15 protein-coding genes are annotated in these 17703 nt (G+C 69.6%); 4 read left to right on the top strand and 11 right to left on the bottom strand.

Features of this window, described 5'->3' with window-relative positions; genetic code table 11:
* Nucleotides 1-191 precede the first annotated feature (191 nt).
* Nucleotides 192-1271: an alpha/beta hydrolase gene (locus tag ASG43_RS06655; RefSeq protein WP_244488006.1), complete on the top strand. Its 1080-nt coding sequence runs from the start codon at nt 192-194 to the stop codon at nt 1269-1271.
* Nucleotides 1271-2857 (top strand): rhodanese-like domain-containing protein, encoded by a 1587-nt coding sequence (locus ASG43_RS06660; protein ID WP_056502082.1) that lies wholly within the window; start codon nt 1271-1273, stop codon nt 2855-2857. The genes ASG43_RS06655 and ASG43_RS06660 overlap by 1 nt, the downstream gene beginning before the upstream one ends.
* A 30-nt stretch (nt 2858-2887) precedes the next feature.
* Here ASG43_RS06660 and ASG43_RS06665 read toward each other — a convergent pair whose 3' ends face one another.
* The 3 genes from ASG43_RS06665 to ASG43_RS06675 form a co-directional block, all read right to left on the bottom strand.
* Nucleotides 2888-3985 carry an isocitrate/isopropylmalate family dehydrogenase gene (locus ASG43_RS06665; RefSeq protein WP_056502218.1) on the bottom strand — a complete coding sequence of 366 codons (1098 nt, stop codon included), beginning with the start codon at nt 3983-3985 and terminating at the stop codon, nt 2888-2890.
* Nucleotides 3982-5331 carry an MmgE/PrpD family protein gene (locus ASG43_RS06670; protein ID WP_056502221.1) on the bottom strand — a complete coding sequence of 450 codons (1350 nt, stop codon included), beginning with the start codon at nt 5329-5331 and terminating at the stop codon, nt 3982-3984. The genes ASG43_RS06665 and ASG43_RS06670 overlap by 4 nt, the downstream gene beginning before the upstream one ends.
* Nucleotides 5332-5444: 113 nt before the next feature.
* Nucleotides 5445-6860 (bottom strand): MmgE/PrpD family protein, encoded by a 1416-nt coding sequence (locus ASG43_RS06675; RefSeq protein ID WP_056502085.1) that lies wholly within the window; start codon nt 6858-6860, stop codon nt 5445-5447.
* 288 nt (nt 6861-7148) lie between these two features.
* On the opposite strand from ASG43_RS06675, the gene ASG43_RS06680 reads away from it, so the two are divergent.
* Both ASG43_RS06680 and ASG43_RS06685 read left to right on the top strand, forming a co-directional pair.
* Nucleotides 7149-7412, top strand: a complete 264-nt coding sequence (locus ASG43_RS06680; RefSeq protein WP_082490701.1) for a hypothetical protein — start codon at nt 7149-7151, stop codon at nt 7410-7412.
* 1 nt (nt 7413) lies between these two features.
* Complete coding sequence (locus ASG43_RS06685; RefSeq protein WP_056502088.1) at nt 7414-7995, top strand: hypothetical protein; 582 nt, start codon at nt 7414-7416, stop codon at nt 7993-7995.
* 82 nt (nt 7996-8077) lie between these two features.
* On the opposite strand, the gene ASG43_RS06690 is transcribed toward ASG43_RS06685, so the two are convergent.
* From ASG43_RS06690 to ASG43_RS06725, 8 genes are all read right to left on the bottom strand, one after another.
* The gene (locus tag ASG43_RS06690; protein WP_056502090.1) at nt 8078-8824 is read right to left on the bottom strand and encodes an FCD domain-containing protein; all 747 of its coding nucleotides are present in this window, start codon (nt 8822-8824) and stop codon (nt 8078-8080) included.
* Between the two features lie 148 nt (nt 8825-8972).
* On the bottom strand, nt 8973-10694 hold the full coding sequence (locus ASG43_RS06695; RefSeq protein WP_056502093.1) for an iron ABC transporter permease: 1722 nt from the start codon (nt 10692-10694) through the stop codon (nt 8973-8975).
* Between the two features lie 7 nt (nt 10695-10701).
* Complete coding sequence (locus ASG43_RS06700) at nt 10702-11745, bottom strand: extracellular solute-binding protein (RefSeq protein WP_056502095.1); 1044 nt, start codon at nt 11743-11745, stop codon at nt 10702-10704.
* Nucleotides 11746-11781: 36 nt separating this feature from the next.
* The gene (locus ASG43_RS06705; RefSeq protein ID WP_056502098.1) at nt 11782-12849 is read right to left on the bottom strand and encodes an ABC transporter ATP-binding protein; all 1068 of its coding nucleotides are present in this window, start codon (nt 12847-12849) and stop codon (nt 11782-11784) included.
* 112 nt (nt 12850-12961) lie between these two features.
* A complete protein-coding gene (locus tag ASG43_RS06710) occupies nt 12962-14017 on the bottom strand; it encodes an AbrB family transcriptional regulator (protein WP_056502102.1) in 1056 nt (351 codons plus the stop codon).
* Complete coding sequence (locus tag ASG43_RS06715; protein WP_056502105.1) at nt 14017-14763, bottom strand: SDR family oxidoreductase; 747 nt, start codon at nt 14761-14763, stop codon at nt 14017-14019. The genes ASG43_RS06710 and ASG43_RS06715 overlap by 1 nt, the downstream gene beginning before the upstream one ends.
* 1 nt (nt 14764) lies before the next feature.
* A complete protein-coding gene (locus ASG43_RS06720) occupies nt 14765-16189 on the bottom strand; it encodes an MmgE/PrpD family protein (protein WP_056502109.1) in 1425 nt (474 codons plus the stop codon).
* A complete protein-coding gene (locus ASG43_RS06725; protein ID WP_056502111.1) occupies nt 16186-17697 on the bottom strand; it encodes a tripartite tricarboxylate transporter permease in 1512 nt (503 codons plus the stop codon). Before ASG43_RS06725 ends, ASG43_RS06720 begins: the two co-directional genes overlap by 4 nt.
* Nucleotides 17698-17703 lie beyond the last annotated feature (6 nt).

Here is a 17703-nt window from a genome sequence, read left to right on the forward strand (position 1 = left end):
CCAATTGTCAATTATAAACTGTTGACAATTCAACGGCAGGAGCGTGACGTGCCGGCGGTGGGTTCGGGCCGCGAGGACCGGCGCGTTCCCGACGGTACGGCATGGGGCGAACGCCGCCGGCCGACGGGCAGGATACCCGTCGCGGTTCGCCGGGCGACCCGTGTGCCGGGCCGTAAACGGGAGAACAGAGCATGTCGCAGCTGACGCATCCGGGACCGTCGGACTTGTCCGCAACCGTGCCCCCGTCGCCCGGCCCGGCCCCGTCCGAGGCCTCTTCCTCCGAGGCCTCTTCCTCCGGTGCCGCCCCGTCCGGCGCCTTCCCATCCGGCGCGGCCGCGCTGATGCCGGGCTTTCGCTACGAGCGGGTGACGACGCGGGGCGCCGAGATCAACGTCGCCATTTCCGGGGACGGGCCGCCGCTGCTCCTCCTCCACGGCAATCCGCTGACCCATGTCAGCTGGCACCGCGTCGCGCCGGACCTTGCCCGGCGCTACACCGTCGTCGCGCCGGATCTGCGGGGCTACGGCGACAGCTCCAAGCCGGACGGCGGCGAGGATCACGCGGCCTATTCCTTCCGCGCCATGGGCGAGGACAATCTCGAGGTGATGCGCCATTTTGGCTTCGAGCGCTTCGCCGTCGCCGGCCACGACCGGGGCGCGCGCGTCGCCTTCCGCATGGCGCTGGATGCGCCGGACGCCGTGACGCGCCTTTGCGCGCTCGACATCATCCCGACCTACAACCTCCTCTCGAACGTCACGCTCGGCTGGGGGCTGGAGAGCTATCACTGGTTCTTCATGGCGCAGAAGGCGCCGTTTCCCGAGACGCTGATCACGGGAGATCTCGACTATTACATCAACTACAAGCTGAACAAGAAGGGCGTCGGCCTCTCGATCTTCGCGCCCGAGGCCTTCGCCGAATATGCCCGCTGCACGACGCCCGAGCAGATCCACGCCGTCTGCGAGGATTATCGCGCGACCGTGACCCTGGATTTCGCCTTCGACCGGGCGGATGTCGAGGCGGGCCGCAGGATCGCCTGTCCCGTTCTCGTCCTCTGGGGATCGAACAGCCATGTCGGCCGGCACCTGAAGCCGATCGAGGCCTGGAGCCAGTGGGCGGACGACCTGCGGGGCTTCGCCATCCCGACCGGGCATTATCCCGCCGAACAGCGTCCCGATCTGGTCCTGAGCGCGCTTCTGCCCTTCCTCGAGGGGAACGAGCCGGCACGCGATCCGGGGCTTGGCGCCGACGACCGGGCGGGAGACGCGGCCTGATGGCGGGTCCGGTTGACGCCGCGAGCGCCAAGGCGCGGCTGGACGGGTCGGAAGAGGTCGCCTGCCTCGACATCCGCGAGCACGGGCTCTACGGGGAAGGCCATCCCTTCCTGGCCGTGCCCTGTCCCTATTCGCGCCTCGAACTCGACGTCGCCGGCCTCGCGCCCCGCGCGGGCGTGCCCATCATCCTCGTCGACGACGGCGACGGGCTGGCGGAGCGGGCGGCAGAGCGGCTGACCCGCATGGGCTACCGCGACGTTTCCTGGATCGCGGGCGGCGCGCCGGCCTTCGCCGGCGCGGGCTTCACGCTCTTCAAGGGCGTGAACCTGCCGTCCAAGACGCTCGGCGAACTCTTGGAAGAGACCTGGCACGTGCCCCGCATCTCCGTCGACACGCTCGCGGACTGGCGGGAGGAGGCGCGCGACTTCCGTCTCTTCGACACGCGCCCGGCCTCCGAACACGCCAAGATGACCGTGCCCGGCGCTGACTGCGCCCCGAACGGCGAACTCGGCCACCGCGCGGACGTGCTGCTGGCCGACGGCCAAACGCCCGTCGTCGTCCATTGCGCGGGCCGAACGCGCAGCATCGTCGGGGCGGCGAGCCTCGCGCTGGCGGGCCTGCCGAACCCGGTCTTCGCCCTGGAGAACGGCACGCAGGGCTGGGCCCTGTCCGGCCGGGCGCTGGAGCACGGACGCCGCGCGCCGCCGCTGCCCGCCCTCGGGCCGGCGGGCCTCGCGGCGAGCCGCGTCCGCGCCGACGCCCTGCTCGGCCGGGCCGGCCTCGCCGAGATCGACCTCGCCGGCCTTGCCCGCCTCGCCGCCGATCCCGGACGGACGCTCCATGTCCTCGACGTCCGGAGCGCGGAGGAGTTTGCCGCCGGCACCATCGCCGGCGCCGTCCACGCGCCCGCCGTCCAGCTGGTGCAGGCGACGGACGGATGGATCGCCACGCGGCGCTCGCGCGTCGTCCTTCTCGACGACACCGGCCTTCGCGCCGCCGTCGCGGCGGTCTTCCTGACATGCCTCGGCTACGAGGTCGCGATCCTGCGCGAGGTCGACGCCGTCGCGGGCGAGCGCTTCGAGCGCGCCGATCCGCCGCTCGGGGCCGAGCCGATGCGTCTGCGCAAGATCTCGGCGGCGGAGGGCGTCCGGCTCGCGGCGTCGGGGCAGATCCTCCTCGACCTGCGCGCCTCGCGCGCCTATCGCGCCAGCCATCTGCCCGGCGCGCGCTGGTCGATCCGCCCGCGCCTGCCGGCGATCGCGCCGGGCGCGCGGCTCGTCCTCGTCGGCGACGCCGACGTCGCGGGTCTGGCCGCGCGCGATCTCTTCGCGCGGGGGGCGCGCGACATCCGCCATGTGGAGGGCGAGGAGACGGATTGGCGCAAGGCGGGGCTGATCCTGGCGGGCGACTGCGGAACGCCGGGCGATGCCGAGGCGATCGATCATCTCGCCTTCGTCCACGACCGGCACGACGGCAATCTGGAGGCCGCGCGGCTTTATCTGGAATGGGAGCAGGGTCTGACGCGCCAGCTCGACGCGGCGGAGCGGGCGCAATACCGCATCGGCCCAAGCCCGTTCGGGGCCTGAGCCGAGGATTTGGGCATCAGCCGCCTATCGTCACGCAGCGCGGGCGATGGCGGCGAGGATGCCGTCGGTCATGCCGCGCGTGCCGGTCGTGCCCCGGATGTCGCCCGTGCGCGTTTCGGGACGCGACAGGGCCTCGGTGATCCCGCGTTCCATGAGGGCGCTCGCGGCCAGCGCCTCGGGAATGCCCCGGTTGTGGCCGAGCCATTCCACCATCATGCGGGTGGACTCGATCATCGCGAAGGGATTGGCGATGCCCTGGCCGGCGATGTCCGGGGCCGAGCCGTGCGTCGCCTGCGCCATGGCGAGCGCGCCCTCGCCGATGCACAGGCCCGGCGCCATGCCGAGCCCGCCGACGAGACCCGCCGCCTCGTCCGTCAGGATGTCGCCGAACATGTTGGTGGTGACGACGACGTCGAAGCTCTGGGGATCGCGCACGAGGCGCATGGCCATCGTGTCGACGATGACCTCGTCGATCACAACATCCGGGAACTCCGCGCCGACGCGGTAGCATTCCTCCACGAACATGCCGCAGCCGAGCTTGAAGACGGTGTTCTTGTGGACGACCGTCAGGCGCTTCTTGCGCTGGCGCGCGATCTCGAAGGCCGCGCGCGCGACCTTGGAGGAGCCCGCCCGCGTGATGACGCGCACGGAGATGGTGACGTCCTCGGTCGGCCGGAACTCGCCCGAACCCGCCACGACGTTGCGGTCGGGCTGGAACCCCTCGTTGTTCTCGCGCACGATCACGAGGTCGATGTCGTCGCGCAGCGCCCCGAGGCCGGGATAGGCGCGGGTCGGGCGCACGTTGGCGAAGAGGCCGAAGCCCTTGCGCATGATCGGGTGCGGATTGATCGCGCCGGGAACCTTCGGATAGGCGCGGTGCCCGATCGGCCCGAGGATGAAGCCGTCCATCGTCGACAGCGCCTCCATGGTGCCGTCCGGAAAGGTCGAGCCGTGCGTGTCGAGCGCGGTGCGCCCGATCGGCATCGGCCGCCAGTCGATGCGCAGCCCGGTCTTCTCCGCCGCCGCGCGCGCGACCTCGACGCTGGCGGGCACGATCTCGTGCCCGATGTCGTCGCCGTTGAGAATGCCGATGACGAGATGGTCCTGCATGGGCGCGGCCTGCGTCATGCCGGGCCCGCCGAGGCCTTGGCGATCGTCGCGACGTCGGCCGTGGAGGCCAGAGCCCATGCCTTGGCGATGAGGTCGGTGGTGGCGCTCTCGCCGATGACCGGCGCGGACTGCCGGGCGAACTTGTCGGTGATCGCTTCGTCGGAGAGCGGCCGCTCCAGGCTGCCGAGCGCATGGGGCACGTGAAGCTCGATCCGCTCGCCGTCGTCGAGCGTCACCGCGATGTGGACGGCGTCCTCGTGGACCGAGCCGTCGGTCGTCGCCTTGACCTTGTCGCGCAGCGCGATGATCGCGGGATCGCGCACCATCTCGTCGGTGAAGGCGGTCGGCGAGCCGTCGCCCTTGAGAAGCGCCGTCGCGGCGGCGTGGAAGACGGAGAACTTGCCTTCGAGCCCGGTCTGCGGCGTCGTCTTCCCCGTGAGCTCCAGAACGAGCGGATGGGTGCGAAGCTCCACCGAGACGATCTTTGCGACCTTGGCTCCGAGCCGCTCCTTCAGCTGCTGGCAGCCGTCGATGGCGGGATGGATGACGATGCCGCAGGCGAAGGGCTTGTAGGTGTTCAGCCCGGCTTCCCAGCTTTCGCCGAGCCCGTCCACGATCTGGGAATAGTCCTGCTTGGTGGAGAGGACGTTCGCCCAGCCGCGCGGCGCCTCGATGGCGCGGAGCGAGGAATCGAAGTTGGACTTGGCGAGGAAGGCCGCCATCGCGCCGTTCTGCGCGGCTCTTCCGGGATGGAAGCTCTTGCACATCGTGCCGAACATCTCGCGAAAGCCCGAGGACTGCGTCGCCGCGATGCCGAAGGCCCAGGTCATCTGCCGCGCGTCGAGGCCGAGGAGCTTGCCCGTCGCCGCCGCCGCGCCGAAGACGCCGGCCGTGCCGGTGATGTGCCAGCCCCGGTCGTAATGCTCGGGATAGACGCAATTGCCGATCCGGCATTCCACCTCGACGCCGAGGATCAGCGCGGTCAGGAAGTCCTCGCCCGAGACCGCGCGCGTTTCCGCGACGGCGAGGATCGCCGAGGCGACGGGACCGGCGGGGTGGATGATGGTCTTCAGATGCGTGTCGTCATAGTCGAGGACATGGCTCGAAATGCCGTTGATCAGCGCGGCGTGCAGCTCGTCCAGCCGCTCGGTGCGGCCGATCACCTGCGCCCGCGCCGGCCCGGTGAAGAGGTTCACCGCCTCCAGCGCCCGGTCCACCGTCTCGTGCCGCGCCCCGCCGACCGCGCAGCCGAGCCAGTTGACGAAGGTGCGAACGCCCTCGCGGCGGACCTCTGCGGGAATGTCGCTGCCGCGAAGCCCGGTGGCCCAGGTCGCAAGTCTCTGCGTGATGTCGGTGTCCTGCATGGAAAGCATTCCTTGTGCGGCCGCGTGGCCGGCGTCATCGATGGCGCGGGGCGGGACGGCGGCGGGGCGTCAAGCCCGCCGCCGGTCGCCCCGCAGGTCCTGGAGGGCGGGGTTCAGGCCGCGTTGATGAGGAGGCGCGAGAGGTCGTCCATGCCGGACAGCGTCTCGACGCGCCGCACGAGCTCCACGATCTCGTCGGCATGGGCGCTGGACATGCCGGCGAACTCGGCGTTCTCGCGGAACTTGCCCGCGACCTCGTCGTAGCTCATCGGGAAGGCCGGGCTGCCCTTGCCGAAATCGGCCCGGCCCGAAATGCGCGTGCCGTCCTTGAGGTCGATGTCGATGATCGTCGTCATCAGGTGGTATCCGGCGGCCTCCGCCTCGTCGTCGATCACGAAATCGACCTTCTCGATCATCGCCTTGACGTCCTCGCGCTCGACGGCGGCGTCGGTGAACTCGGCGAGGCCCGCGCGCCCGTCGAGGAGGAGGATCGCCATGCAGAACTCCATGGAGAACTTCGCCTGCAGCTCGTCCTTCGGGCGGTGATGGATGAGGGCGTTCGGCATGTTGGAATTGGTGCCGACGCGCACATGGGCGACGTCCTCGGCCCGGATGGCGTGCGTCTGGATGAGGCGCAGCATCTCGGTCATGCCGGGATGGGTGAGCGAGCCCGACGGATGGGGCTTGATCGAGACGCCGGGGCTGGAGAAGGTCCAGGGCGCGCCGAGCTTGCCGTGGATGGCGGCTTGGTCGTAGCCCCCGCCCGCCGCCGAGAAGAAGCCGCGCGGCGCTTCCAGGATGCGCGCCGCCGCCGTCCAGCCGTAGGAGGCGAACTGCGCCGCCGCGACGCCGCTCTCCGCCGCCTTGCCGGCGTGGAAGGGCTTGGTCATCGTGCCGAAATTCTCGCGCAGGCCGGCGGACTGGCTGCCCGCGAGGGACAGCGCGCGCTGCGTCGTCGCGACGTCGAAGCCCATGAGGCGCGAGGCCGCCGCCGCCGCGGCGAAGGTGCCGCAGGTGGCCGTGGCGTGGAAACCGGTCTGGTAGTGGCGCGGCGCGATCGCCTCGGCGATCTTGCACTCGACCTCGACGCCGAGGTGATAGGCCATCATGAAGTCGCGGCCCGAAGCCTTGAGGAGCTCGGACATGGCGAAGGCGGCCGGCAGGGCCGGGGCGGTCGGATGGGTGAGCAGGCCGTAGACGCGATCCTTGGCGACGGCGAGCTGCGTGTCGTCGTAATCGTCGGCGTGGATGCCGACGCCGTTGGCGAAGGCTGCGAAGCGCGGCGCGACCTTGCGCCCGCCGCCGATCACCGTCGCCGCGCCTTCGCCGAGGTCGAGATCGCCGAGATGCCGCCGCACCAGCTCGCCGCTTTTGGCGACCGAGCCCGACAGCGCCAGACCGAAGCCGTCGAGGATCGATTTCTTGCCGAGCGCGATCACGTCCGCCGGGAGGTCCTCGACCTTCGTCGAAACGATGAATTCGGCGACGTACTTCGTCAGCTCGATGTCGACGGCATTGTTCTGGTTCATCTCGTGTCCTTGCCGGGCTCGTTCGTGATGTCCGGACATTGGCGATGAGACTGTAAATTGTCAACAGATTGCAGAAATCCCTGTTTGTCACGCGGGAAGAGGTGTTTCGAGGTGAGACAAGAATCCCTGGGGATCTTGACCAGAGTCGGGAGCAGCGCCCGGCTGCGTTTCAGCTGAGCCCGGCGTCGGCCAAAGACGTCCACCGCGAAGGGATAGACCCTTCCGCCTCCGCTTGTTCACGGGTATGTTGCACAAAACCGTCAATGCGTTGAACGGAGCGAGTCCGCCATGAGCAAGAGCCTGCAGACCGCCGTGGTGGAAGCCGTCCTGCGGGAAGCCGCCGACGAGGGACTGACGCAGGCCAAGGACGCGCGCATCGCGGGCCGGGTCAGCCGGGACCTGATCGCGCAGGCGAAGGCGCGGACGGGGCTCCGATCCGACACCGAGCTTCTCGAATTCGCCCTGGCGAACGTCGCTCTCGAGGACAGGTTCGCGGCGACGTTCCGAGCGGTGAGAGGCACCGTCGAGCCCGATCTCGATCTCGGCTTCTGACGTGGCCTTCGACCTCGACGCTGCCCTGCGCATCCGCCGCCACGATCCCGGCCGGACGCTGGCCCGACGGCCCGACGCCGAATTGCCGTATCTGGGCGACGCGGCGGTGGCGGGAAGCGGACTGCTTCTCGACACCTGCGTCTACATCGACCAGATGCGGGGCACGGCGCCCGACATGGTGGAGCAGTTGATCGACATCCGCATCGTCAACCATTCCATGGTCGCGGTGCAGGAGCTGATGTTTTCGATCGGCGCGCTGGCCGAGGACGACCGGCGCACGCCGGCGGCGATCGCCGCGATCGGGGCGCTCATCTCAGCGATTCCGGCGCACCGGCGGTTCGCGCCCGATGCCGATGTCCTGGCCAGAGCCGCGGTCTATGCGGGCCTCCTCGCGCGACGGCAGGGCTATGCGCGGGACGACCGGATGAAGGCGCTGCAGGACTGCGTGCTGCTTCTGCAGGCGGAAAAGCTCGGGCTGACCCTGCTCTCGGCCAATGCCGCCGAATTCGACATTCTCCTCCAGATCCGACCGACCGCGCGGGTCCTGCTCTATCGACCGGTCGCCGCGCCGCGAGCCGTCTGAGGACGGCATCGCCGGCTCGGGCCACCGGCCGCTTCCCCGCGCAGGATGCGGGGCCTCCGGGTCGGTCTCGATCCGGTCCCGCCTACTCCCCCTCCACCGCCTTCGGCTTTCGTCCCGGCTTGCGCTTGGGCACCGCGTCCTCCGGCTGGCCGGCCTTTTCGGTGCGCGCGATGCCGTTGCGGATGTGGCCGCGGGCGGCGACGAGGGCGCGCACGGGATCGCGCGCCTCCAGCGCGTCGACGATCGCCTTGTGCTCCTCGTTGGAGATGTGCAGCACGTCGTGGCTGGCGAGCGCGCGGTAGCGCTGGATGTGCAACTCGCGCACGAAATTGCCGTAGATCGTCTCTAGCCGGTCGTTGTCGGCGAGAACCGCGATGCGCTTGTGAAATTCCAGATTGACGGGATAGTAGACATGGACGTCGCCGAGCGCGACGATCTCGTCCATCCGGTCCGTCAGCTTGCGCAGGGACGCGATCTCCTCGTCCGTGACGCGTTCGGCGAGAATCATCGCCATGCAGCCGAAGACGCAGGCGCGCGCCTCCGAGAGATCCTTGGCCTCCTCGTTGGAGAGGGCGCGGATGAAGAAGCCGCGGTTCGGAATGATCTCGATGAGACCCATGGCGGCGAGCGCCGAGCAGGCCTCGCGGATCGGTCCCCGGCTGACGCCGAGGCGCTGCGAGAGACCGTTCTCGTTGACGCGCTCGTTCGGCTTCAGCTCGCCGTCGATGATCATCCGCTCGATCTCGGCCTGCACGACGTTCGCGAGCGAGCGCGTGCGCAGGAAGTCGATGGCCGAAAGATTCTGCGGCAGGTTCAGGATATCGGACATGTCGGGGCCATCGCGAGCGTCGCCAAGGTACGGGTCCGGCCTCTATAGCGGCTTTCCCCGGCGCCCGTGACCGAAATCTCAAGGGTTGAATCCGGTCTTGCCGAAGTGTCGCGGCGGAGCGGGACAGGCCTCCGCCGCGACATGGTCCTCAACCCCGCGCGTTCATCTGCGAGCCGCCGAGCACCGGCAGCCGGTTGGCGGCGAAGACCACGACGAAGGAGGCGGCGAGAAGGATGATGCCGAGGACGCAGATCGCTCCGAGATCGCCGCTTTCGTTGAGGTCGTAGATGATGACCGAGACGAGCTTGGTGTTGGCCGTGGTCAGGAGGATCGTCGCCGACAGCTCGCGGATCGTGCCGACGAAGACGAAGCACCAGGCCGCGACGACGCTCGTGCGCAGGAGCGGCGCGGTGATGTCCCAGAGCGTCTTCAGCCGCGAGGCGCCCATGATCCGGCCGGCCTCCTCCAGCTCGGGATGGACGCCCTGGAAGGAGGCGGACATCTGCTGGTAGCCCGCGGGAAGCTCGATCGTCATGAAGGCGATGAGGAGGATCCAGAGCGTGCCGTAGAGCTTGAAGGTCGGGTTGGCGTAGGAGAGGAACAGGCCGACGCCGAGGACGATGCCGGGAATGGCGACCGGCGCGGTGGCGAGGACGCCGAGGAAGCGCGCGCCCGGCACCGAACGCCGCGTCACGAGATAGGAGACGACGAGCGCGATGGCGGTGACGATGGTCGCCGTCACGATGCCGAGAAGGAACGTGTTCTTCAGCGCCAGCTGGGTGGCGGAGAACTCGAAGAGCACGAAGTTCCAGTGGCGCAGCGTCATCGTCGTGAAGTCGAAGATGTCGCCGACGCTGTTGGAGAAGGCCGTCTTCACGAGCGCCGCATAGGGCAGGACGATCGTCAGCGAGAGCACCGTGCCGACGAAGAGGACCGCGACCCATTTCCAGGGACCCAGTTGCGTGATGCGGGGCGTGCCGCTCTTGCCGCCGAGCACCGTGTAGCCCTTGCGCCCGAGGATCGCGCGCTGCGTGCGCAGGAGGAGGACGGTGAGGACGAGGAGCGGCAGGGCCGCGGCCGCGGCGAGGCCGGGCTTGGGGGGAAACTGGAAGAGGCTCCAGATCTTCGTCGTGATGACGTGGAAGCCGGCGGGCAGCGCGATGATGGCGGGCGAGCCGAACATGGTCAGCGCCTGCAGGATCGCGATCAGCGTTCCCGCCAGCATGGCCGGCAGGACGAGCGGAATGGTGACGCGGCGCAACGTCGTCATCGCGCGGCCGCCGAGGATGGAGGAGGCATCCTCGAGGTCCGAGGGCACCTTGTCGAAGGCGTTGGCGACGAGCGTGAAGACGAAGGGGAAGATGAAGCAGGCCATCACGAAGACGAGGCCGGGAAACGAGTAGATGTTGACGAGCACGGCGTCGCGCGGGAGGCCGAAGAGATAGCGGTAGAGGACGTTGACCGCGCCGGAATTGGGCGCGGCGAGGATCTCGTAGGCGATCGCGCCGAGGAAGGGCGGCGTCACGAAGGACGCCGTCACCAGCATGCGGATCATGCGCCGGCCCGGCAGGTCGGTGCGTGCCACCAGCCAGGCCATGGGCGTGGCGACGAGGCAGGCGAGGATGCCGACGCCGAGCGCCATGCCGAAGGCGAGGCCATAGGCGCGAAAGAGGGTCGGGTCGGTGAAGAGAGCGACGAAGTTGCCGAGGGTGAACCCGCCGCCCCGATCGTTCCGGACGCTGTAGAACAGCAGCCAGAAGAGCGGCAGGATGACCAGCACGCTCAAGAGGGCGGCAAGGAAGGCGAAGGTCGGCCAGGACAGGTCGATCCCGCGGCGCGGTGCCGTGTCGTCTTGGGAGATGCTGGTCATCGCGGCCTCAGGTTCCGAAATACTGTTCGTAGTTCGACTTGATCGTCTCGATCTCGGGTTCGAGCGCCACCGGGTCGGAATGGAGGAGCTTGATCTGGGAGATCGGCGTGCGGCCGGCCTTTTCCTTCACGTCGGGATGGAAGGAGCGAAGCCCGCCGAAGTCGCTGTTGAGCTGCTGCGCCTCCTTGGAGAACAGGAAGGCGTAGAAGAGCTTGGCGGCGTTCTTGTTCGGCGCTTCCTTCAGCACGGCGGCGTTGCCGACGGCGAGCGGCGTGCCCTCGGCGGGATAGACGATCTTGATCGGCTGGCCCTCGTCCTGCAGGCGGAAGATGTTGTACTCGTTGCCGTCCACCTCGAGGGTGCGCTCACCCTGCGCGAGCTTCTTCGGCGGCTCGGTGGAGGACTGGACCTGCATGACGTCCTGTTGCCCGAGCTTCTCGAAATACTCCCAGCCGAGAAGCTGGCTGAGGACGTAGGTCGCGGTCATGATCGTGCCGCTGTAGCCGGGATGGGCCTTGACCATCTTGCCCTTGAAGCGGGGATCGAGCAGGTCGGTCCAGGTCTTCGGCGCCTCGGCCTCCGGCAGGAGATCGGTGCGGTAGGCGAGCACCGAGAGATGCGCGCGATAGGCGGCGAAGTTGCCGTCCGGGTCCTTCTCGTCGGCCGGCCACTTCTCGGCGACCTCCTGCGGGACCATCGGCTCGAGCCAGCCCTCGCGCTTGAAATACTCGAAATGCACGGCGTCGGAGGTCTCGATGACGTCGGCGCTGTAGATGCCGGTCGAATATTCCTGCCCGATGCGCTGGAAGACGCGCTCGGAACCCGCGCGCTCGACCTGCACGGCGATGCCGGGATAGGTCTGCTTGAAGAGGTCTGCGAGCTTCTCGGCGACCGTGACGTCGGTCGCGGTGTAGAACACGACCTTGCCCTCGGCCTTGGCGGCCGCCTCGAGCTCGGGCGTGATCTGGTAGGGGGCGGGCGCCTGGGCCGAAGCCGGCGTCGCCAGGGCTCCGGCCGCCAGAAGCGCGGCGGCCATCGTTCTCGTCCACATGCTGGTCTTCCTCCCGTTGTCGTCTTTTCGTTGGTCTTACTGCGCCAGCGCCCGGCAGTGCTCGGGAGGGAAGCGAAGCCACACCTCCCCGCCCACCGGGATCGCGACATGAACCGGCGCGACGGTGCGCACCGTGGCTCCTCCCTTCAGCGCGACGAGATAGTCGCGGTGGGAGCCGAGATAGATCTGCCGGGTCACCGTGCCGGATGCGACGTTGGTGTCGACGTCGGGACGGGTCTGCGACAGTTTGATGTCGTGGTGGCGCACCGAGACGGCGGTGGTGGCGCCGGCGGCCCCGACCGTGCCGCTGGAGCAGGCGAGCACGAGCCCGCCCTCGGCCGAGACCGTGCGATCGTCGAGCCGCGCGCCGGACAGGATGTTCGTGCCGCCGATGAAGCGGGCGACGAATTCGGTCTCGGGACGCTCGTAGATGTCCTCCGGCGAGCCCGCCTGCTCGATCCGGCCGTCGTTCATGACGACGATCACGTCGGCGGTGGTCATCGCCTCGACCTGGTCGTGGGTGACGTAGACGGTGGTGTAGCGGAACTCGTCGTGGAGGCGCCGGATCTCGAAGCGCATCTCCTCGCGAAGATTGGCGTCGAGATTGGACAGCGGCTCGTCGAGAAGGAGGATTTCCGGCTTGATGACGAGGGCGCGGGCGAGCGAGACGCGCTGCTGCTGGCCGCCGGACAGCTCGCCCGGATAGCGCTCGGCGAGCTTGGTCAGCTGCGTCGCGGCGAGGATCGTGTCGACGCGGTTCTTGATCTCGGCGGCCGGGCGCTTGCGCAGGCGCAGGCCGTAGGCGACGTTCTCGAAGACGGTCATGTGCGGCCAGAGCGCGTAGCTCTGGAAGATCATCGACATGTTGCGCCCCTCGGGCGGCACGGTCGAGGCGGCGGAGGAGACGACCTTGCCGCCGACGCGGATCTCGCCGCCATTGGCGGGCACGAAGCCCGCGATGAGCCGCAGCGTCGTCGTCTTGCCGCAGCCGGACGGACCGAGGAGGCAGACGAGCTTGCCCTTCTCGACCGCCAGATTCACGCCTTTGACCACGGTCAGAGCGCCGTAGCTCTTCGTCAGGCCGTCCAATTCGAGGAACGCCATCCAACCTCCCTGAAGGTCCGGCGGGTCCGTCTATGCGGCCCGCTCTCAGTTCTTCAGGGAAGCGTATGAATCAAACTGCAGATTGTCAACAGATGACTATTATTGCTTTCGATCAGTCGGCGGACGGTCCGACGGCCCAGCGGATCAGCGGCGGCGCGAGAAGGTTCGTCGAGATCGTCCGCGTCAGCTGGAAGCCGGCGACGACCGCCGCGAGAAGCCCGAGCGTGCCGGCGGAGGCGATCATCTCGCCGAGACCGCCGGGCGCGACCGAGAGGATCGCCGAGATATGGTCGACGTCGCCGTAGCGCTCGGCCAGCGGCGCGAGCCCGGCGAAGGCCGCGCCGATCAGCGCGAGGCCGGAAAGGAGCCCGCCGATCGCGACGCGCGGCAGGCGGCGCAGCCGGTCGAGGCGGAAGCGCAGGCCGAGCGACAGGCCGATCGCGACCTGGGCGGCAAAGAGCAGGAGCGGCGGCACCGGCGGCAGGGCATGGCCCGCCGAGACGATCGCCACGCAAAGCAGCATCGGCGCGATGATATAGGCGTTGACGACGCGCAGCCGCGTCGCCACCGCCGCGACCAAGCCGGACACGGCGGCGAGGAGAAGGATCTCGCCAAGACCCGCCGAGCCGCCGAGCGGGGCCGGCGGCTGCCCGGTCTTGGCCACGAGGCCGAGCCAGAGCGGGATCAGCGACAGGACGAGCACGACGCGCAGCGTGTGGACGAGGGCGACGGCCTGCTCGTCGGCGCGAAGCTCCTGTGCGAGCGTCGCCATCTCGGCCATGCCGGCCGGCAGCGAGCAGAGGACGGCGGTCAGCCGGTCGATCCCCGCGATCCGGGCGAGCGGAAAGGCGAGGGCGAAACCGGCGAGGTTCGAGGCGAGCGCGACGCCGGCCATGAGGGGCAAAAGGCGCGTCAGCGCGCCGAGAATGTCGGGCGAGAGGACCGCGCCGACGGACGCGCCGACGAAGAGCTGGCCGCCGCGCCGGATCAGCCGCCCGCCCGGCAGGACGCCGAGCGTGTTGGCGACGAGCGTCGCGCCGACGAGCGAGCCGAGGATCGCGGCGAGCGGCAGGTGCAGCGCCCGGAACAGGAAGGCCCCGGCGAGCGCGGCCGCGAGCGTCGCCGCGCCGAGGAGAACGGGCTGCGGCGAGAAGGGCCCCTGCCGCATCAGACCATCAGCGCCCCGCCATTGACGTGGAGCGTCTGCCCCGTGACGTAGCGCATCGAGGGACCGGCGAGCATCCGGACCGCGCTCGCGACCTCTTCGGGCGAGCCGCGCCGGCCGAGGACGTTGGTGCGGCTCGCATGGTGCGCGGGCTCGGCGCCGCTGCGCTGGGTCTCGATCAGGCCGGGCGCCACCGTGTTGACCGTGATCCCGTCGGGGCCGAGATCGTGGGCGAGCGCCTTGGTGAGGCCGGCGAGGGCGGCCTTGGCGGAGATCACGTGGACGCGGCCGGACGCGCCGCTGTGGCCGGTGAGCCCGCCGATCGAGACGATCGCCGCCTGGTCGCTGGCCTTCAGCGCGGGCAGCGCGGCCTTCGCCAGCAGGAACACGCTGTCGAGGCAGAGCGCCATGACGGCGCGCCAGTCCTCGTAGGCGAGGCTCTCGATCGTGCCCTCCGGCCGGATCGCGGCATTGGCGACGAGGATGTCGAGCCCGCCGAAGGCCGAGATCGCCGCTTCGACGATCCGGGCCGGCACGGCGGGATCGGCGAGATCGCCGAGCGCCACCGCCGCCTCGCCGCCGGCCTCGCGCACGAGGCGCGCGGTCTCCTCGGCGGCGTCGCCGTCGCGATGGGCGTGGACGAGGACACGGGCGCCGCCCCGGCCGAGATCGACGGCGATGGCGCGGCCGATGTTGCGCGACGCGCCGGTGACGAGCGCCACCCGGCCTTCGAGTTCGCGGTTCTGCATGTCAGGCGTCTCCGGGGGTTGCGGCGGCGAAGGCGGCGAGATCGGCCGGACCGTCCTCGAGGAGCGCGGTGCAGGCGGACAGGATCGCCTCGGGGTCGGCGATGCCGCCATGGCGCGCATTGGCGATGAATTTGGCATCGACCTCGCCGCGCGACAGGGGCTCGTCGACGCCGCCGCGCATGTGGCCCTGCCGCGCCTCGAAGACGCGCCCGTCCCGCGTCTCGATCCGGACGTGACCGGTGAAGCGGGCGGGATAGGGGTCGGCGGGATCGACCTCGTAGGTCACGAGCCCCGCCAGATCGAGAAGGGCGGGATCGCCGATCGCCGCGTCGGAGAAGTCGGCGAGACCGGCATGGCCGCGGGCGAGGCCGAGGGCGACGCCGAAGGGGATCGAGAATTTCGCCGCATAGGCCGTGGGCGGCCGGCGCTTCATCGCGAGCGGCTCCCAGAGGCGGTGCACGTAGCCGTCGGAGGTCGAGCAGTGGATGCGCGCGATCTCGGAGAGCGGGACGCCCTCGGCCTTCAGGCGGATGGCGCAGTCGATATAGGGTTGCACCATCGTGCCGCAGGGATAGGGCTTGAAGGTGATCGTCTCGGCGATCCAGCGCGTGCCGAGCCCGTCGAAGAGCTTGTCGAACATCGGCGTCACCGAGGGCGCGAAGGCCTTGAAGAACCCGTGCTCGCCTTCCAGGACCGCGCGCGGCCCGTGGAAGCCGGCTCGGCCCATCAGCGCCGAGCGCAGGCCCGACTGCGCGGCCCAGCCGGCATGCATGCGCTTGGTCGAGGACCCGTCGCCGAGATATTCGATGATGCCGGACGCCGTGGAGCCGGCGATCCCGAGCGCGTCCTTGAGCGCCCGCGCGTCCGACCCGAGCGCGACGCCGACGCCGAAGGCCGCGGCGAGCGCTCCGAGGACGGCGGTGGGATGGAAGCCGGCTTTGTGGATCGCCTTCGGCGTGACGAGGCCGAGCCGGCAGAGAAGCTCGGTTCCGGCCGCGATGCCGAGGAGGATGCGCTCGCCGGAGAAGCCCTCGCGCTCGGCCGCCGCCAGCACGGCCGGCACCACGACGGCGCCGGAATGCACGGGGCCGCCCTCGAACGTGTCGTCGAAATCCTCGCCATGCGCCGCCGTGCCGTTGAGGAGCGCGGCGTCGGCGGCCGAGAAGCGGCCGGCATGGCCGATCGCGACGTGCCGGCCGGGCTCGGCGGCTTGCAGGAGGCTTGCGACGTAATCGGTGTGCCGGGCCGCGAGGCAGAGCCCGACGACGTCGACGAGGATCGCCTCGGTCTTCTCCCGCATGCCCTTGGGAATGTCGGCCGGCGACAGGCCGGCGCCCCAGGCGGCGAGGCGTTCGGACAGGGTCTGCGCGGGCGCTCCGGCGTCGGTTGCCGTCGCGTCGGAGGGCGAAAGGGTGGCGAGCGTCACGGATGGATCTCCCGGGTCGTGGCGGCGGCGCGGCGCGCCTTGCGGGCGTCGAGGACCTCTCGGCCGAGCGAGAAGAGGATGAAGGCGAGGGACAGCGAGAGAAGGCCGACCGCGATCGGATCCTCCAGGAAGATCCCGTGATCGCCGCCGGACAGGACCAGCGAGCGGCGATAGGAGGATTCCACCATGTGTCCGAGGACGACGCCGAGGATCAGCGGCAGGAAGGGGAAGCCCGCCCGGCGCATGAGATAGCCGACGAGGCCCATCGCGAGGACGAAGCCGAGATGGAACAGGCTGTGGTCGAGCGTGTAGATGCCGGACAGGATCAGCGCCAGGATGAAGCCGGCGAGATAGGGCCGGGGCCGGTTCACCAGCCAGACGCAGACCGGCAGGAGAAGGATGCCGAAGAGGAGCTGGCCGACGATGGCGACGAAAGAGCCGAGATAGAGGCCGGTCACGACGTCGGCGTTCTGCTCGAAGAGGCGCGGGCCGGGCAGGAGCCCGTGGATCAGGAAGCCGCCGAGGAGGACGGCGGTCGAGTTGGAGCTCGGGATGCCGAAGGAGAGGAGCGGGATCAGCGTCGTCGAGGCGACCGTGTTGTTCGCGGTCTCGGGCGCCGCGACGCCCTCCTCGGACCCCTTGCCGAAGGCTTCGGGCGTCTTCGACCAGCGCCGCGCCTCGTTGTAGGACATGAAGGCCGCGATCGAGCCGCCGCCGCCGGGCGTCAGGCCCTCGAAGAGGCCCATGATGCAGCCGATCGTCTGGGACCTTCGCAGGCGCTTCATCATCGCGAAGGACGGCAGGCGCACCTTCACCTGTTCCTTCAGCCCGCCGAGCGGCGGCGCGCCGGACTGCACCATCAGCTCCGACAGCGCGAAGAGGCCGATCATCACGAGCACCGGCTCGATGCCGCCGAGGAGCTCCGGGACATGGAAGGTGAAGCGGTTGATGCCGGCGATGGGATCGGCGCCGACCGTGGCGATCATCAGCCCGACGATCGCCGAGGCGAGGCCCTTCAGGAGCGAGCCGCTGGACATCGAGGCGATGACGCTGAGGCCGAGAATGCCGAGGCCGAAATAGGAGGTCGGGCGGAAGGCGAGGGCGAGCCAGGAGAGCGGCTCGGTCATCGTCACCAGCATGACGAGGCCGAACATCGAGCCGAGGAAGCCGGACCAGAGCGAGATGCCGAGCGCTTCGCCGGCGCGGCCCTGGCGCTTCATCTCGTAGCCGTCGATCACGGTCGCGGCGGCCGAATTGGTGCCGGGCGTGCGGATGAGGATGGCGGGGATCGAGCCGCCGTATTCCGCCCCGATATAGGTGGAGGCGAGGAGGACGACGGCCGTGACCGGCTCCATCGTGTAGGTGAAGGGCAGGAGGAGCGCCATCGTGATCGAGGCGGAGAGCCCCGGCAGCGCGCCGCCGAGGATGCCCCAGACGAGGCCGGCGAGCGCCGCCGGGATCACCATCGACTGGAAGGCGAGGCCGAAGAGGGTCGAGATCGTGTCCATGTCCGC

Source organism: Aureimonas sp. Leaf454, from assembly GCF_001424685.1.
In the GTDB taxonomy this organism is placed as follows: domain Bacteria; phylum Pseudomonadota; class Alphaproteobacteria; order Rhizobiales; family Rhizobiaceae; genus Plantimonas.